Here is a 16060-nt window from a genome sequence, read left to right on the forward strand (position 1 = left end):
AGCGCCTTTGCCCACCCTACGAGATATCAAGTCAACCGCCGCGCCGAACACTGGCCGCTGGCACCGAGGAGCAACCAACATGTCGTACAAGAATTTCAGGGTTGAGACCGACGCAGACGGCATCGCACTCGTTACCTGGGACATCCCGGGCCGTTCGATGAACGTGCTCGACGAGACCTCGACCAACGAGCTCGACGCGATCGTCAAGCAGACCACGGCGGATGCCGCCGTGAAGGGCGTCGTCATCACCTCCGCGAAGGACGCGTTTTGCGCCGGCGCCGACCTGTCGATGCTCGAGGGCATGAACCAGGCCTACGCCAAGGTCTTCAAGGAGCAGGGCGAGACCGCCGCGAACCAGATGCTGTTCGACCAGAGCCGGCGCTTCTCGCTGGTGCTGCGCTCGATCGAAACCTCAGGCAAGCCGTGGGCGGCCGCGATCAACGGGCTCGCGCTCGGGGGCGGTTTCGAGATCACGCTGTGCTGCCACTATCGCGTCGCCGCGGAGAATCCCAAGACCCGGCTCGGCCTGCCCGAGGTCAAGGTCGGCCTGTTCCCTGGTGCCGGCGGCACGCAGCGGGTGCCGCGCCTGGTGCCGCCGCAGGACGCCATGACGATCCTGCTCAAGGGCGACCCCGTCACTGTCGAGAAGGCCAAGCAGCTCAACCTCATTCACGCCATCGTCCCCGCCGCCGATCTCATCAAGGCCGCAAAGGACTGGATCAAGGGCGGCGGCAAGGCGGTCGCGCCTTGGGACGAGAAGGGCTTCAAGCTGCCCGGCGGTCCGGTGTTCTCCAAGGCCGGCATGATGATGTTCCCCGCCGGCAACGCGATCTATCGCCGCGAAACCTACGACAATTATCCGGCCGCGCGTGCCATCATGAGCTGCGTCTATGAAGGCCTGCAGCTACCGATCGACGCCGCGCTGCGCGTGGAGTCGCGCTACTTCACCTCGGTGCTGCGCTCGAAGGAAGCCGCAGCAATGATCCGCAGCCTGTTCCTGTCGATGCAGGAGCTCAACAAGGGCGCCCGCCGTCCGAAGGACGTGCCCGCCACCAAGGTGAAGAAGATCGCCGTGATCGGCGCCGGCTTCATGGGTGCGAGCGTCGGCTACGTCTCGGCCCGGGCCGGCCTCGACGTCGTCCTGATCGACCGCGACCAGGAGAGCGCCGACAAGGGCAAGGCGCATGCGCAAAAGGTGATCGAGGAGCAGATCAAGAAGGGCCGTGCCAAGCCCGCGGATGCCGAAGCGCTGCTCGCGCGCATCACGCCGACCGCGGACTATGCGGCGCTGAAGGACGTCGACCTCGTCATCGAAGCCGTGTTCGAGGACCGCAAGGTCAAGGCCGACACCTTCGCCAAGGCGCAGGAGCACATGAAGCCGGACGTGATCTTCGCGTCGAACACCTCGACGCTGCCGATCACCTCGCTGGCCGAGGGTTTCAAGGACCAGGGCAAGTTCGTCGGCATCCACTTCTTCTCGCCGGTCGAGAAGATGATGCTGGTCGAGATCATCAAGGGCAAGAACACCGGCGATGTCGCACTTGCGACCGCGCTCGATTACGTCCGCCAGATCGGCAAGACGCCGATCGTCGTCAACGACTCCAGGGGCTTCTTCGCCAACCGCTGCGTCGGCCGCTACGTCGCCGAGGGCAACGAGATGTTCCTCGAGGGCGTGCCGCCGGCGATGATCGAGAACTGCGCCAAGATGGCCGGCATGCCGGTCGGCCCGCTCTCGCTCTCCGATGAAGTCGCGCTCGATCTCGGCCTCAAGATCATGAAGGCCACCGAAGCCGATCTAGGCCCCAACGCCATCAACCCCGATCAGAAGAAGCTGATGGTCGAGATGGTCGAGAAGCAGGGCCGCCTCGGGCGCAAGAACAGCAAGGGCTTCTACGACTATCCCGAGAAGGGCAAAGGCCAGAAGAGCCTCTGGCCCGGCCTGTCGGCGCTGCAGCCGAAGCAGCTCGACCCCGACACGCTCGATATCGAGGAACTGAAGCAGCGCTTCCTGGTGGTGCAGGCGGTGGAAGCTGCGCGCACCGTCGAGGACCACGTCATCACCGATCCGCGCGAGGCCGATGTCGGCTCCATCCTCGGCTTCGGCTTCGCGCCGTTCACCGGCGGCACGCTGTCCTATATCGACTTCATGGGACCCAAGAAGTTCGTCGAGCTCTGCCACAAGCTGGAAGCGAAGTACGGCTCGCGCTTCACGCCGCCGAAATTGCTGGAAGAGATGGCGGCGAAGGGTGAGACCTTCTACGGCCGCTTTGCGCCGAAGAAGGCGGCGGCCTGAGCCTGCTTCGGAATACTTCACGCATTCGAACAAGAAGGCCGGATCATCGATCCGGCCTTTCCTTATTGCAGACGGCAGATCTTCCACGCGTTCCGATGCCACACCACTGCCACCTCGGCTCCCCGCCGGGACCACAGGAGCTCCGCACTGGCACCCCTCTTGCTGACCAATCGAGAGAACGATGATTGGCATTGTAAGGTGTTCCGGAATGACCTCCCTGTTGTTTCAAAATGACGTCGCCGGTATCGCGGTGGGATACTCGTCTGTGCTGCCGGGTCGGCGGCGGCTACGCTCCAGAATCCTGCGCCTGCGCAGAAAAATCCCCTCGTGGACGGGTCTGGCGTTACTCGTTCTCGTCGCCAATGCCATGTTGGCGATCGTGGCCTGGAGCGCCGTCGCTGTCGTCCTGCGCTAGGACGCCATTGTGTCGCTGGAATGCGCTGACCAGGTAGGCCAGCTGGCACGCCGTCAGGCAGCCTATGACGATTGGAATGCCGGTCCAAAATTCGAAGTCGTAGGTCTGGAGGACGATTGCGGCGAGGACTGCGATCGCCGGCGAGACCAGCAGTAGCGACCAGACCCGGAAGAACAGTCCCGTCGCCAATCCCGCGAGCGTGCTCGCGAACAGAAGAACAAGTGCCGTCGTCACGTTCGTATTCCAACTTTGCAGCCCCGCAGCCCGTCGACAGGTTGCGCGAACCGGACTGTTCTCACAAGGAGTGTGGCACGGCCTCCTGCGACAAGGCGGGGTTATTGTTAACTCTGACAATGCTCCTAAAATTTGCCCGCGGGTTTTCGATCCCGAGTTCCATGCGTGGGCACGATGGGCACGAAGAGAAAGAGCCGGATCATCGATCCGGCTCTTCGTCGTTTGATCTGGTGTGGTTCGGTCTCACTTCGCCTGCGCGAGGCCTTCTTTTTTCAGTGCTTCCTGCACCTGCGGCCGCGCCGCCACGCGGTCCTTGTAGGCAGCAAGGTTCGGCATCGACGAGAGGTCGAACTTCATCCGGTCGCCCCAGGTCAGCATCGTGAAGAGATAGCCGTCGGCCACCGTAAACTGCTTGCCCATGAGGTAGTCGCGGCCGGCGAGCTGGCTGTCGATGTATCTGAGCTTGCCCATGACGCGATCCCTGAAGAAGGCCTTGGCCTCGTCGTTCAGGGCCGGCGCGAACATCGGCCCGAAGCTCTTGTGCACCTCGGAGGTGAGGAAGTTCAGCCACTCCAGCAGCTTGTAGCGCTCGGAACTGCCATGGGCGGGTGCCAGCGCCTTGGCGGCAGCCTGATCGGCGATCATCTGGACAATCACCGGGCCTTCGGTCACGATCTCACCGTTGTCGAGGCCCAGCGCAGGGACTTGGCCCTTGGGGTTCAGCTTCAGATAATCCTCGCCATTTTCGAGCTTCTTGGCCCGGATATCGACCTTGACCAGCTCATAGGGCAAGCCGGCTTCCAGGAGCGCGATGTGGGGGGACAGCGAGCAGGCACCGGGCGAATAGTACAGCTTCATGGAATTTCCTCCTCTTGGCGCTTGGTTCGGCCGAAAGAACGACTACATGCATCTGCTTGTAATAGTCAAGATTGATGCAGCTGCATCAAATGGGGTAAGAGACGGACGACGAGCTTGAGCGGGACCATGAAACGCAAACCATCGACCGAGGCGACTTCCGCCTGGATCCGCCTGATGCGGGTGCAGAGCCGCGTGCTCGATTGCGTCGAGCAGGACCTGAAGAAGGCCGGCTTCCCGCCGCTGGCATGGTATGACGCGCTGCTCGAATTGTCGCGGGCGCCGTCGGGCGAGTTGAGGCCGGTGGAACTCGAACGGCAGATGCTGATCCCGCAATATTCCACCTCGCGCCTGATCGACCGCCTGGTCGACGAGGGCCTCGCTTCGCGGCGCGAATGCAAGATCGACAAACGCGGTCAGTTCGTCGAGATCACGGAAGCCGGCCGCGAGTTGCAGAAGCGGATGTGGAGCGCCTATTCGGCCGCGATCGAGAAATATGTCGGTTCGAAACTGTCCGATGCCGATGCCGTCAAGCTCAGTGGTCTGCTCGACCGCCTGGGCTGCTCATGCGGCGAGATGAAACTGCCGCCAGTCGCCAACGTCAACGAAACCTCGCCGTCGCGATGATCGCGCGGCACACCAACTCGTCCGTGCGCCCGATGGGTTCGCGGACCATCCCGCCACCCGCGCGCGTTCGATCGAAGCGCCTTTTGATTAGAGTTTGATATGGCGCGAGACCAGATCGATATGACGCCGCTGCAATCGCGCGACGAGCTCGTTTCGTGGTTCGAGGCAGGCTGCAAGCCACCGTCCGAGTGGCGAATGGGCACCGAGCACGAGAAGACGCCGTTCACGCTCGAAGGCCACCGCCCGGTACCCTATGAGGGCCCACGCGGCATCGGCGCGCTGCTCGAAGGCATGAAGCTCCTGCTCGGCTGGGAGCCGATCATGGAGAAGGGCAACATCATCGGCCTCTACGACGTCACCGGCGGCGGCGCGATCTCGCTCGAGCCCGGCGGACAGTTCGAGCTCTCCGGCGCGCCGGTCGAGAACGTGCACCAGACCCAGAGCGAGCTGATGGCGCATCTGGCGCAGGTGCGTGAGATCGCAACGCCGCTCGGCATCGGCTTCCTCGGTCTCGGCATGACGCCGTCCTGGTCGCGCGCCGACATCCCGGTGATGCCCAAGGGCCGCTACAAGATCATGACCAATTACATGCCGAAGGTCGGCCAGTACGGCCTCGACATGATGTACCGGACCTGCACGGTGCAGACCAATCTCGACTTCTCCTCCGAAGCCGACATGGTCAAGAAGCTGCGCGTCTCGCTCGCGCTGCAACCGGTCGCGACGGCCTTGTTCGCCAATTCGCCGTTCACCGAAGGCAAGCCGAACGGCTTCCTCTCGTTCCGCTCCGAGATCTGGCGCGACACCGACAATGCGCGCGCCGGCATGATGCCGTGGGCGTTCGAGGACGGCATGGGCTTCGAGCGCTATGTCGACTATGCGCTCGACGTGCCCATGTACTTCGTCAAGCGCGACGAGGACTACATCGACGTATCGGGCTCCTCGTTCCGCGCCTTCTTCGAGGGCCGCAACAACAATCTTCCCGGCGAGCGTCCGACGTTGTCGGACTGGGCCAACCATCTCTCGACGATCTTCCCTGAGGTGCGCCTCAAGCGTTATCTCGAGATGCGCGGTTCCGACGGAGGCCCGTGGGGGCGCCTGCCCGCGCTGTCGGCATTCTGGGCCGGGCTGCTCTACGACGACGTGTCGCTCGATGCCGCCTGGGACCTGGTGAAGCACTGGACCGCGCCCGAGCGCCAGGCCTTGCGCGACGACGTGCCGCGCTTCGGCTTCAAGGCGCGGATCAAGGACCGCTATCTGTTCGAGATCGCCAAGGAATGCCTCGTCCTGGCCCATGCCGGCCTGCGCCGTCGCGGCCGGATCGACCAGCTCGGCCGCGACGAGACGCGGCATCTGGAGCCGCTCGACCGCATTATCGATTCCGGCCGCACGCCGGCCGAGGAGATGCTCGAAAAGTTCAACGGGCCCTGGCAAGGCTCGGTGGAACCGGCCTACGCGGAATACGCGTTCTAGACCATAGGCCAACGACCAGGGTTTCCGCCGTTCATCGCCCATACAGGTTTGCGGCGATCAAATGACCGGCCGAAAAAACCGAGCGTCGTCAATAACTCGAAAGCTGTTCCGATGGGGAAGGGCCGCCTGTCCCGGGCCTCCATGGCAAAGGTCATGGCTTGCGCCGTGGCTTGCGTCACGCTGCTTTCGCTCGCCTTCGCGAGCGTGCCGGCGCGCGCCCAGACTGCGTTCGACCGGCCCGGCGGCGACTATTTCAGCACACCGGTGGCGTCGGGCGATCCTGAGGATTGCGCGCTGCTGTGCGAGCGCGACCGCCGCTGCCGCTCGTGGAGCTTCAGCTATCCCGACGTCGAAGGCGGCTCGGCGGTGTGCTGGCTGAAGAACACCGTGCCGGCGCGCGTGCCCGGTAGCTGCTGCATCTCGGGTGTGCGCGGCGCCGGCGTGATCGAGCCGCGGGTCGAGGGCGTGGAGACGTCGATCGACCGCCCCGGTGGCGATCTGCGCAATTTCGAGCTCAAGAACGGCGAGGGCGAAGAGGCCTGCAAGGCCGCTTGCACCGCCGACAACAAATGCCGCGCCTTCACCTACGCCCGCCCCGGCTACACCGGACGCGAGGCCCGCTGTTTCCTGAAAAAGGAAATCAAGCCGCCGCGACGGAAGGCGGGATTCACGTCGGGCGTGGTGCGGTAATGTTGGTACTCGTGCCCCGGACGCAGCGCGGTGCTCCTTAGCGCTGCGCTGCAGAGCCGGGACACGTGAGGCTTATGCGTCCGCCGCGATCACCGTGAGCTCAGGCCACAGCGCCCTCCATCGCGCCGCCTTCGCTTCGTAATTGGCGATGGAAAAGTTCAGCGCTCGATTGGGCCGCACGATCAACCCCGCGACGTCGTCGAACCCGTGGGGCGCATAGACGTCGAAATCTCCGCCTGCGCGCCTCACTCCGAATTGCGTGTTCTGCGTGAGGAAGCGGTCGATACCGTCAGTCGAACGCGTCAACGGCGGATAGGGCAGGCCATGCTTGGCAGGGTACCATAGATGGACGCGCGCCTGGTTGCGGATCTCGATCTTGGCGCCGAGATGTCCGAGCCGCGCATGCAGCGTGCGGATCACCGCGTCCTCGGCTTCCCAGGAGGTATCGGGATCGAAATAGAACACGTCGTAGTCGGCAATGCCGTGATCGATCGGGCGGCCTGTGAGCTCATTCCACGCCGTTTGCACCAGACAACCTGCAACCAGCCACGCATCCGGCAGCGCGAGCTGCACGAGCGCGTCGGTGATCGCGACGTTGACCGGATTGCGGAGCGCCAATGCGAGAAATTCGTCGCGGATCATCGGGGAGTCGCAGGTCAGGGCTCTCCAGATTGCGACAGGAGAGGTGGGCGCACTTCCGCTTTGCCCACCGCAGGATCTACGCGCTCAATGCACGGCGGTGAAGAACCGGCCGAGCCGGAAGCCGGAGAGCCAAGTGTACACCGGCTGGCCGCGCATGCCGAGATCCCAGGAGCCGAGCACCGCATCGGCACGGCCGATCAGATTGTCGATCGGCAACAGGCCGACGCCGCCGGACCGCAGCGACACCCGGCTGTCGGCAGAATTGTCGCGGTTGTCGCCGAGCACGAAGAGATGGCCGGCCGGCACCGTCACTTCCGGCGTGTTGTCGAGCGGGCCGTTGTCGCGCATCTTGAAGATCAGATGCGAGACGCCGTTCGGCAGCGTCTCGACATAGCGATAGGCGGGCTCGCTGCCGCCATTGTCGTCCTCGGCAGCGCCGACGCCGTCCGGCTTGAGCTCGGCGGGGCGGTCGTTGATGAAGAGCTGGCCCTGCCGCATCTGGATCCGATCGCCGGGCAGACCGACGACGCGCTTGACCCAGGCCTGCGAGCGATCGCCGGGCCAGCGGAACACGACGACGTCGCCCTGCTTCGGCGTCTCCGCGAAAACGCGGCCGCTCTCGGGCAGGCTGATCTGGATCGGCAACGACGCGGTGCCGTAGCCGTAGGGAAATTTCGAGGCGAGCAGCGCATCGCCGATCAGCAGCGTTGGCTCCATCGAGCCCGACGGCACGTAGAACGGCTCGGCAAGCGCGCCCTTGGCGATGAAGACGGCGGCGACGATGCCGGCGAGCTGTGCGATCTGCCCGGCCCAGCCGCTGCTCTTGCGCTTGGGGGTGACGGTGACCTTTTCTTCCATGCTCATGCGCCGGTTCCACCCACGGTGATGCGCTCCATCAGCAGCGACGGCTGGCCGACGCCGACCGGCACGCCCTGGCCGTTCTTGCCGCAGGTGCCGATGCCGGTATCGAGCGCAAGGTCGTTGCCGATCATGCGGATGCGATGCAAATCGGTCGGCCCGTTGCCGATCAGCATGGCGCCCTTCAGCGGCGCGCCCAGCTTGCCGTTCTCGATCTTGTAGGCCTCGGTGCACTGGAACACGTACTTGCCGGAGGTGATGTCGACCTGGCCGCCGCCGAAATTCGCAGCGAAGACGCCGTTCTTCACCGACGCCAGGATCTCGGCCGGATCGCGGTCGCCCGCGAGCATGTAGGTGTTGGTCATGCGCGGCATCGGGACATGGGCATAGCCCTGGCGGCGACCGTTGCCGGTCGGCTTCATGTTCATCAGCCGCGCGTTCTGCCGGTCCTGCATGTAGCCGACCAGGATGCCGTCCTCGATCAGCACGGTGCGATTGGTCGGCGTGCCCTCGTCGTCGATCGACAGCGAGCCGCGGCGCGAGGCCATGGTGCCGTCGTCGACCACGGTGACGCCCTTGGCCGCGACCTGCTGGCCCATCAGGCCGGCAAATGCCGACGTCTTCTTGCGGTTGAAGTCGCCTTCGAGGCCGTGGCCGACCGCCTCATGCAGCATCACGCCGGGCCAGCCGGCCCCGAGCACGACGTCCATTTCGCCGGCGGGGGCGGGGATCGATTCCAGATTGACCAGCGCCTCGCGCAATGCGCCGTCGGCGGCATCGCGCCAGTTCTTGCTCTCGATGAATTCGGCATAGCCGGCGCGTCCGCCATAGCCCTTGCTGCCGCTCTCCTGGCGGTCGCCCTGGCCGGCGACCACGGAGACGTTGACGCGCACGAGCGGACGGATGTCGCGATAGCTCTCGCCGTCGGGCCGCAGGATCTCGACGACCTGCCAGGTCGCGCCGAGGCTGACGCTGACCTGCCGCACCCGCGGATCCTTGTCGCGCAGGTAAGCGTCGATCTCGGCGAGCAATTTTACTTTGGTCTCGAAGCCCGGGGCATCGAGGGGGTTGTCATCGCCATAGAGCCGCACGTTGGTGTGCGGAGGCGGAGCGGCAAAGCTGCCGGAATAACCGCCGCGCACCGCCGCGACCGCGTCGGCGGCGCGAATCAGCGCCGGCAGCGAGACGTCGGAGGAATGGGCGTAGCCCACGGCATCATCCTTGACCGCGCGTAAGCCAAAGCCTTGCGAGGTGTCGTAGGTCGCCTGCTTCAGCCGCCCATTGTCGAACATCAGCGCTTCGGTCTGGCTGTACTCCAGGAACAGCTCACCGTCGTCGGCACCGGAAAGCCCGCGCGCGACCTCGTGGCGAACCTGGTCGCGGTCGAGATTGGCGCGGTCGAGCAGGGAGGTCGTGGCTGGGTTGGTCATGCGTCCGTCCATTAGCGGAAGATGTAGGGCAAGATAATGGTTTCGGACCGGTTCCGCGAGGGCGCCAAGCCTCACATTACGGAAACAATAAGATCGCTCGCCGACGCCCAACCGTCCTACGGCAGCTTGTCATAACCCTCGCCGAGCCCGTTCAGGCTGAGTGGGAAGCCGATGCCTTCTTCCGGGGTCTCGAAGATGATGAAGGTCGCGGTCTTGGCGGTGCGGAGCTGACCGAGCAGCTTGTCGTCCATGACGACCTCGGCGACGCAGCCATTGGGCAGGCAGCGGACGAAGCCGGCGCGGCCGACGTCCTGGTTGTCGAGCTTGAGGCCGAGGCCGGAGGGCAGGAGGACCCCCAGGGGTGCCACCACGCGCATCAGGCGGCTCTTCTGGTCGGCAGTCTTGAGTACGATGACGGTGAGGCCGGCGTTGGAGCGGTCTTCGGCTACCACGCTCTGGATCAGGGCGCATTGCTCGGTCTGGGCGCCCGGCGGGGTGTCGCAGCGGATCTGCCAGTCGCCATGGACGGAGCGCACTGCGCCCTGCGCATGGGCGAGGCCGGGAAATGCCAGAAGGATGATCGCAGCCAGCAGGCCGAATAGCGCCGGGAGGCGGGTCCCCGGCCTTCGAGCCAGCCTTGCCATCGATTTCGAAAACCCCATCGGGTCGGTCCCTCTGCTCGCCTGGGTCGCTCGCATGTGGCGGACTGATACGGGAATGACGGCGTCTTGAAGGCAATTCCCAAGCAAATTCTGCGCCGCCTCGTGCCGCCGCCGCCCGCACGAATCAGGTTCCTGCGCGGCCATCTGCCTGTGCCTACCGCGGGCAATTCCGCTGTCAAGCGGCAGCATCCGGGGAAACGGTATTTTTGTTTGATCTTACTAGGAATTATCTTGCGGGTGATCGCTGGCAGTGCGGGCTCAAGACTGCATTGCGATAGATCAAAAATTATGGTTTGAGAGGCTTGATTTCGGCGTTCTCACGATCTGGCCCCAATTCCTCTTAGAGGTATTCTTGCGCGGCGGTTGTCAGGCGGGCGGATCGAATAAGCGTTTCCCGCAAGCAGGGGAGCGCACTCGGGGTGATTTCGTAAGGGGAGCGCGAACGGCATGAGGATGTCGATGGGCCCGGTGGGCCGGCACTTGCTAGGATTGGCCGTGGCGGGTCTGACGCTGGCGACGGGCGGTGCGGCGTTTGCCGAGCTCGGGCAGCCGAAACCCTGGGAATGGACGCTTCAGGAGTCCGGCTCCCCGGTGATGGACAACATCGTCTGGTTCCACAATTTCCTGTTCGTGCTGATCACGCTGATCACGCTGTTCGTCCTGGCGCTGCTCGTGGTCGTGGTCGTCAAGTTCAACGCCCGGGCCAATCCGGTGCCGTCGCGGACCACCCACAACACGCTGATCGAGGTGGCCTGGACGCTCGTTCCCGTGCTGATCCTGGTCGGCATCTCGGTGCCGTCGTTCCGGCTTCTGTTCCTCGAGCTCGACGTGCCGAAGGCGGATATCACCATCAAGGCAACCGGCAAGCAGTGGTACTGGTCCTATGCCTATCCCGACAACGGCAAGTTCGAGTTCGATTCGCTGATGGCGCAGGACAAGCAGCCCCGGCTGCTCGGCGTCGACAACGAGATGGTGGTGCCGGTCAACAAGGTGATTCGCGTCCAGGTCACCGGCGCGGACGTCATCCACGCCTTTGCGCTGCCGGCTTTCGGCGTCAAGATCGACGCCATCCCGGGGCGGCTGAACGAGACCTGGTTCAAGGCCACCAAGACCGGCATGTTCTACGGCCAGTGCTCGGAGCTGTGCGGCAAGGACCACGCCTTCATGCCGATCGCGATTCGCGTCGTGGAGGACCAGGAATTCGCCTCCTGGGTCGAGACGGCGAAGAAGAAGTTTGCGAGCGGCGGCACCAGCACCTACGCCTCCGCGGCCGGCCCGACGCAGTAAGCGTCGGGTGACGGCTTTCAGGGACTGAAAGCGACATAAGGGCGGGACCTCCAGGGGTCCGATTGGGACGCAAGGCAGGATTTGAAAATGGCAACGAGCGCAGCGGCACACGGCGATCACGCCCAGGACCACGGACATGACGAGCATGCCCATCCGACCGGATGGCGGCGCTACGTCTATTCGACCAACCACAAGGACATCGGCACGATGTACCTGATCTTCGCGGTCATCGCCGGCGTCATCGGCGCCGCGATGTCGATCGCGATCCGTGCCGAGCTGATGTATCCGGGCGTGCAGATCTTCCACGAGACGCACACCTATAACGTGTTCGTGACCTCGCACGGCCTGATCATGATCTTCTTCATGGTCATGCCCGCGATGATCGGCGGCTTCGGCAACTGGTTCGTGCCGCTGATGATCGGCGCGCCCGACATGGCGTTCCCGCGCATGAACAACATCTCGTTCTGGCTGCTGCCGGCCTCCTTCGCGCTGCTGCTGATGTCGACCTTCGTCGAGGGCGAGCCGGGCGCCAACGGCGTCGGCGCCGGCTGGACCATGTACGTGCCGCTGTCGAGCTCCGGCCATCCGGGCCCGGCCGTCGACTTCGCGATCCTCTCGCTCCATCTGGCGGGCGCCTCGTCGATCCTCGGCGCCATCAACTTCATCACCACGATCTTCAACATGCGCGCGCCGGGCATGACCCTGCACAAGATGCCGCTGTTCGTTTGGTCGATCCTGGTGACGGTGTTCCTGCTGCTGTTGTCGCTGCCGGTGCTCGCCGGTGCGATCACCATGCTGTTGACCGACCGCAACTTCCACACGACGTTCTTCAACCCCGAAGGCGGCGGCGACCCCGTGCTGTTCCAGCATCTGTTCTGGTTCTTCGGCCACCCCGAAGTGTACATCCTGATCCTGCCGGCTTTCGGCATGGTCAGCCAGATCATCTCGACCTTCTCGCGCAAGCCCGTGTTCGGCTATCTCGGCATGGCCTACGCCATGGTCGCGATCGGCGGCATCGGCTTCGTGGTGTGGGCGCACCACATGTACACGGTCGGCATGTCCTCGGCGACGCAGGCCTATTTCGTCGCGGCAACCATGGTCATCGCGGTTCCGACCGGCGTGAAGATCTTCTCCTGGATCGCCACGATGTGGGGCGGCTCGATCGAATTCCGGGCACCGATGATCTGGGCGGTGGGCTTCATCTTCCTGTTCACCGTCGGCGGCGTCACCGGCGTCGTGCTGGCGAACGCCGGCGTCGACCGCGTGCTGCAGGAGACCTATTACGTCGTCGCGCACTTCCACTACGTGCTGTCGCTCGGTGCGGTGTTCGGAATCTTCGCCGGCTGGTACTACTGGTTCCCGAAGATGTCGGGCTACATGTACAACGAGACGCTCGCGAAGGCGCACTTCTGGGTCACCTTCATCGGCGTCAATCTGGTGTTCTTCCCGCAGCACTTCCTCGGCCTGTCGGGCATGCCCCGCCGCTACGTCGACTATCCCGACGCGTTCGCGGGCTGGAACCTGGTCTCGTCGGTCGGGTCCTACATCTCCGGCTTCGGCGTGCTGATCTTCCTCTACTGCGTGCTCGATGCCTTCATGAAGAAGGTACCGGCCGGCGACAATCCGTGGGGTGCGGGTGCGACCACGCTGGAGTGGACCTTGCCCTCGCCGCCGCCCTTCCACCAGTTCGAAGTGCTGCCCCGCGTGCAGTGATCGATCTCCCGCGGCGCCCGTGACGGGCGCCGCGGCTTTATAACGAAGCGAGTTGAATTAAGTGTCCGTCCTCGACCATAACGCCATCGACATCAATCCCCGCATCTCCGAAGCGGAGGTTGGCGATTACATCGCGCTCCTGAAGCCGCGGGTGATGTCGCTGGTGATCTTCACCGCGCTGGTCGGAATGGCGATGGCGCCCGGGCGTTTCCACTGGGTGCTGGCGATCACCTCGCTGCTCTGCATCGCCGTCGGCGCCGGCGCCTCCGGCGCGCTCAACATGGCGCTGGAAGGCGATATCGACGCCAAGATGTCGCGCACCGCGAACCGGCCGATTCCGCGCGGCCGCATCACCCGCCCTGAAGCCATGGCGTTCGGCCTGACGCTGTCCTTCTTCTCGGTGATGACGCTCGGCATCCTCGTCAACTGGATCGCGGGCGCGCTGCTCGCTTTCACCATCTTCTTCTACGTCGTGATCTACACGATGGGCCTGAAGCGCTGGACCGCGCAGAACATCGTGATCGGCGGCGCCGCCGGCGCGCTGCCGCCGGTGGTGGCGTGGGCCGCGGTCACGGGCACGGTCGACGTCGAGCCGCTGCTGCTGTTCGCCATCATCTTCTTCTGGACCCCGCCGCACTTCTGGGCGCTGGCGCTGTTCCGCTCCGACGATTACGCGCGCGCCGGCATTCCGATGCTGCCCAATGTCGCCGGCCCCGACGCGACCCGTCTCCAGATCCTGCTCTACACCATCGTGCTGATCGCGGTCGCCGCCGCGCCCTGGGCGCTCGGCTATTTCGACGCCGTCTACGGCATCGTCTCGCTGATCCTCGGCGCCGGCATGCTGGTGCTCGCGATCAACGTCTATATGCGCCGCGAGCGAGCTGCGTCGCTGCGCGCCACCCGCAAGCTGTTCGCCTTCTCGATCCTCTATCTGTTCGTGCTGTTTGCGACCCTCTTGCTCGAGGTCGTATTCCGCGCGCTGGCTCCTATGGTCTGGGGCGTATGATCACCGCGATGGCCGACAAACCCGAGCCAGATGGAATCGTCCTCACCGAGGCGCAGAAGAAGAGCCGTCGTCAGCGCTCGATCGCGATCGCGCTCGCGCTCGGCGTGCTGGTGGTGCTGTTCTTCGCCGTCACCATGGTCAAGGGGCCGGCCGTTCTCGTGCGGCCGATGTAGGAAACAATGGATCACGAGCCCACCATATCGCAGGATGTCGGCGTCAAGCCGGCCAATCGTGGGCCGGCTAGGCGCCGCGGGCTCGGCCGCGACGTGGTCGTTGCTTCGATCTGCGGCGGTGTGGTCGCGCTGATGGTCGGCGCCTCCTACGCGGCGGTGCCGTTCTACAATTGGTTCTGCCGCGCCACCGGTTTCAACGGCACCACGCAAGTGGCGACTTCCGCGCCGGCCACCGGCCCGATCGCGCGGAAAATCTCGGTGCGCTTCGATTCCAACGTCGCGCCCGGCCTGCCCTGGAAGTTCGAGCCGGAGCAGAGCGAGATCGAGGTCAATATCGGCCAGGTCGTGACCGTCTTCTACACCGTGACCAACCAGGCCGCGCGCACCACGTCCGCGCAGGCCGCCTACAATGTCGCGCCGCTGACGGTCGGCTCCTATTTCCAGAAGATCAACTGCTTCTGCTTCACCGAGCAGACCATGGCGCCCGGCGAGAAGCGCGAGATGCCGGTGGTGTTCTACGTCGATCCGTCGATCGCCGACGATCACGAAAACGACGGCCTGAACACCATCACGCTGTCCTACACGTTCTATCCGGTGAAGGATCCCGTGGTGAAGCCGCTGGCATCGGGCGAAGGCGACAGGCGCAAGGGAAATCTCTGACCGCCGGGCTGACGCCCGGAAGGTTGGAAACAAGGGGATAAGTGCCCGACAGGCACGGGATTGAGGAGAGAGACCGCAAATGGCAACGGCGCACACCAAGCATCACGACTATCACCTGGTCGATCCGTCGCCCTGGCCGGCCGTCGGTTCGGTCTCGGCCTTCATCATGGCGGTGGGTGCGATCACCTGGATGCATCACATGTTCTCGGCTGCGCCGATCGTGTTCGGCGTCGGCACGGTGGGCGTGCTCTACACCATGGCGAGCTGGTGGGGCGACGTGATCAAGGAAGCCCAGTACAAGGGCGACCACACCCGCGTCGTGCAGCTGCACCACCGCTACGGCATGATCCTGTTCATCGCCTCCGAGGTGATGTTCTTCGTCGCCTGGTTCTGGGCCTATTTCAACGCGGCGCTGTTCCCGGCGGACGCGGTCCACGCCACCCGCGATGCGGTGTTCGGTTGCGGCCTCGGTACTGCGGCCGGTGCCTGCGCCGTCCCCGGCACCTGGCCGCCGCATGGCATCGAGACCTTCGATCCCTGGCATCTGCCGCTGCTGAACACGCTGATCCTGCTCACCTCAGGCACCACGGTGACCTGGGCTCACCATGCGCTGCTGGAGAACGACCGCCAGGGCCTGAAATACGGCCTGATCCTCACCGTCGTGCTGGGGGCGCTCTTCACCTGCGTGCAGGCCTATGAGTACAGCCATGCGGCGTTCTCGTTCGGCGGCAACGTCTATGGCGCGACCTTCTTCATGGCGACCGGCTTCCACGGTTTCCACGTGCTGGTCGGCACCATCTTCCTGCTGGTGTGCCTGTTCCGCGCCTATGCCGGCCATTTCACGCCGACGCAGCATCTCGGCTTCGAGTTCGCCGCCTGGTACTGGCACTTCGTCGACGTGGTCTGGCTGTTCCTGTTCCTCTGCATCTATGTCTGGGGACACGGCGCCGAGACCATGGCCCACGGCGCGCACTGAGCCGCGACGCTTGGATCAGAAAGGGCGGCCGCCGGGCCGCCCTTTCGCTTTTCGGGCCGCCGGAAGGCT

At 64.6% G+C, this 16060-nt stretch carries 16 protein-coding genes; 10 read left to right on the forward strand and 6 right to left on the reverse strand.

Annotation, left to right across the window (positions count from 1 at the left end):
* Positions 1–79 precede the first annotated feature (79 nt).
* A complete protein-coding gene (locus CIT39_RS03640) occupies positions 80–2293 on the forward strand; it encodes an FAD-dependent oxidoreductase (protein ID WP_094973350.1) in 2214 nt (737 codons plus the stop codon).
* A 343-nt stretch (positions 2294–2636) separates the two neighbouring features.
* On the opposite strand, the gene CIT39_RS03645 is transcribed toward CIT39_RS03640, so the two are convergent.
* Positions 2637–2942 carry a hypothetical protein gene (locus CIT39_RS03645; RefSeq protein ID WP_094973349.1) on the reverse strand — a complete coding sequence of 102 codons (306 nt, stop codon included), beginning with the start codon at positions 2940–2942 and terminating at the stop codon, positions 2637–2639.
* A gap of 243 nt (positions 2943–3185) precedes the next feature.
* Entirely contained in the window at positions 3186–3800 is a 615-nt protein-coding gene (gene gstA, locus CIT39_RS03650; RefSeq protein ID WP_094973348.1) for a glutathione transferase GstA, read from the reverse strand.
* Positions 3801–3926: 126 nt separating this feature from the next.
* On the opposite strand from gstA, the gene CIT39_RS03655 reads away from it, so the two are divergent.
* From CIT39_RS03655 to CIT39_RS03665, 3 genes are all read left to right on the forward strand, one after another.
* The gene (locus tag CIT39_RS03655) at positions 3927–4424 is read left to right on the forward strand and encodes a MarR family winged helix-turn-helix transcriptional regulator (RefSeq protein ID WP_018316363.1); all 498 of its coding nucleotides are present in this window, start codon (positions 3927–3929) and stop codon (positions 4422–4424) included.
* A gap of 99 nt (positions 4425–4523) precedes the next feature.
* Entirely contained in the window at positions 4524–5894 is a 1371-nt protein-coding gene (locus CIT39_RS03660) for a glutamate--cysteine ligase (protein ID WP_094973347.1), read from the forward strand.
* A gap of 111 nt (positions 5895–6005) precedes the next feature.
* On the forward strand, positions 6006–6584 hold the full coding sequence (locus CIT39_RS03665) for a PAN domain-containing protein (RefSeq protein ID WP_094973346.1): 579 nt from the start codon (positions 6006–6008) through the stop codon (positions 6582–6584).
* A 72-nt stretch (positions 6585–6656) separates the two neighbouring features.
* On the opposite strand, the gene CIT39_RS03670 is transcribed toward CIT39_RS03665, so the two are convergent.
* The 4 genes from CIT39_RS03670 to CIT39_RS03685 all read right to left on the reverse strand — a co-directional run bounded on the left by CIT39_RS03670 (position 6657) and on the right by CIT39_RS03685 (position 10176).
* On the reverse strand, positions 6657–7226 hold the full coding sequence (locus CIT39_RS03670; protein WP_094973345.1) for a nucleotidyltransferase family protein: 570 nt from the start codon (positions 7224–7226) through the stop codon (positions 6657–6659).
* Between the two features lie 84 nt (positions 7227–7310).
* Entirely contained in the window at positions 7311–8090 is a 780-nt protein-coding gene (lepB, locus tag CIT39_RS03675; RefSeq protein WP_094973344.1) for a signal peptidase I, read from the reverse strand.
* A complete protein-coding gene (gene tldD / locus CIT39_RS03680; RefSeq protein ID WP_094973522.1) occupies positions 8087–9514 on the reverse strand; it encodes a metalloprotease TldD in 1428 nt (475 codons plus the stop codon). Before tldD ends, lepB begins: the two co-directional genes overlap by 4 nt.
* Before the next feature lie 116 nt (positions 9515–9630).
* On the reverse strand, positions 9631–10176 hold the full coding sequence (locus CIT39_RS03685; RefSeq protein WP_162308331.1) for an invasion associated locus B family protein: 546 nt from the start codon (positions 10174–10176) through the stop codon (positions 9631–9633).
* A 447-nt stretch (positions 10177–10623) separates the two neighbouring features.
* Here CIT39_RS03685 and coxB point away from each other — a divergent pair, with 447 nt between their 5' ends.
* From coxB to CIT39_RS03715, 6 genes are all read left to right on the forward strand, one after another.
* Positions 10624–11463, forward strand: a complete 840-nt coding sequence (gene coxB, locus CIT39_RS03690; RefSeq protein WP_094973342.1) for a cytochrome c oxidase subunit II — start codon at positions 10624–10626, stop codon at positions 11461–11463.
* Positions 11464–11550: 87 nt separating this feature from the next.
* A complete protein-coding gene (gene ctaD, locus CIT39_RS03695; protein WP_091959991.1) occupies positions 11551–13176 on the forward strand; it encodes a cytochrome c oxidase subunit I in 1626 nt (541 codons plus the stop codon).
* 61 nt (positions 13177–13237) lie between these two features.
* A complete protein-coding gene (locus tag CIT39_RS03700) occupies positions 13238–14182 on the forward strand; it encodes a heme o synthase (RefSeq protein WP_094973341.1) in 945 nt (314 codons plus the stop codon).
* On the forward strand, positions 14179–14355 hold the full coding sequence (locus CIT39_RS03705; RefSeq protein WP_035700697.1) for a hypothetical protein: 177 nt from the start codon (positions 14179–14181) through the stop codon (positions 14353–14355). The genes CIT39_RS03700 and CIT39_RS03705 overlap by 4 nt, the downstream gene beginning before the upstream one ends.
* Positions 14356–14361: 6 nt before the next feature.
* On the forward strand, positions 14362–15015 hold the full coding sequence (locus tag CIT39_RS03710; protein ID WP_094973340.1) for a cytochrome c oxidase assembly protein: 654 nt from the start codon (positions 14362–14364) through the stop codon (positions 15013–15015).
* A gap of 79 nt (positions 15016–15094) precedes the next feature.
* Positions 15095–15991 (forward strand): cytochrome c oxidase subunit 3, encoded by an 897-nt coding sequence (locus tag CIT39_RS03715; RefSeq protein ID WP_094890796.1) that lies wholly within the window; start codon positions 15095–15097, stop codon positions 15989–15991.
* The last annotated feature ends 69 nt before the right edge of the window (positions 15992–16060 follow it).

This window comes from Bradyrhizobium symbiodeficiens, assembly GCF_002266465.3.
Taxonomy (GTDB): Bacteria; Pseudomonadota; Alphaproteobacteria; order Rhizobiales; family Xanthobacteraceae; genus Bradyrhizobium; species Bradyrhizobium symbiodeficiens.

Coding starts and splice junctions, on each gene's coding strand:
- CIT39_RS03640 (WP_094973350.1), top strand. CDS start 80: ATGTCGTACAAGAATTTCAGGGTTGAGACCGACGCAGACGGCATCGCA.
- gstA (WP_094973348.1), bottom strand. CDS start 3,800: ATGAAGCTGTACTATTCGCCCGGTGCCTGCTCGCTGTCCCCCCACATC.
- CIT39_RS03655 (WP_018316363.1), top strand. CDS start 3,927: ATGAAACGCAAACCATCGACCGAGGCGACTTCCGCCTGGATCCGCCTG.
- CIT39_RS03660 (WP_094973347.1), top strand. CDS start 4,524: ATGGCGCGAGACCAGATCGATATGACGCCGCTGCAATCGCGCGACGAG.
- CIT39_RS03665 (WP_094973346.1), top strand. CDS start 6,006: ATGGGGAAGGGCCGCCTGTCCCGGGCCTCCATGGCAAAGGTCATGGCT.
- CIT39_RS03670 (WP_094973345.1), bottom strand. CDS start 7,226: ATGATCCGCGACGAATTTCTCGCATTGGCGCTCCGCAATCCGGTCAAC.
- lepB (WP_094973344.1), bottom strand. CDS start 8,090: ATGAGCATGGAAGAAAAGGTCACCGTCACCCCCAAGCGCAAGAGCAGC.
- tldD (WP_094973522.1), bottom strand. CDS start 9,514: ATGACCAACCCAGCCACGACCTCCCTGCTCGACCGCGCCAATCTCGAC.
- CIT39_RS03685 (WP_162308331.1), bottom strand. CDS start 10,176: ATGGGGTTTTCGAAATCGATGGCAAGGCTGGCTCGAAGGCCGGGGACC.
- coxB (WP_094973342.1), top strand. CDS start 10,624: ATGAGGATGTCGATGGGCCCGGTGGGCCGGCACTTGCTAGGATTGGCC.
- ctaD (WP_091959991.1), top strand. CDS start 11,551: ATGGCAACGAGCGCAGCGGCACACGGCGATCACGCCCAGGACCACGGA.
- CIT39_RS03705 (WP_035700697.1), top strand. CDS start 14,179: ATGATCACCGCGATGGCCGACAAACCCGAGCCAGATGGAATCGTCCTC.
- CIT39_RS03710 (WP_094973340.1), top strand. CDS start 14,362: ATGGATCACGAGCCCACCATATCGCAGGATGTCGGCGTCAAGCCGGCC.
- CIT39_RS03715 (WP_094890796.1), top strand. CDS start 15,095: ATGGCAACGGCGCACACCAAGCATCACGACTATCACCTGGTCGATCCG.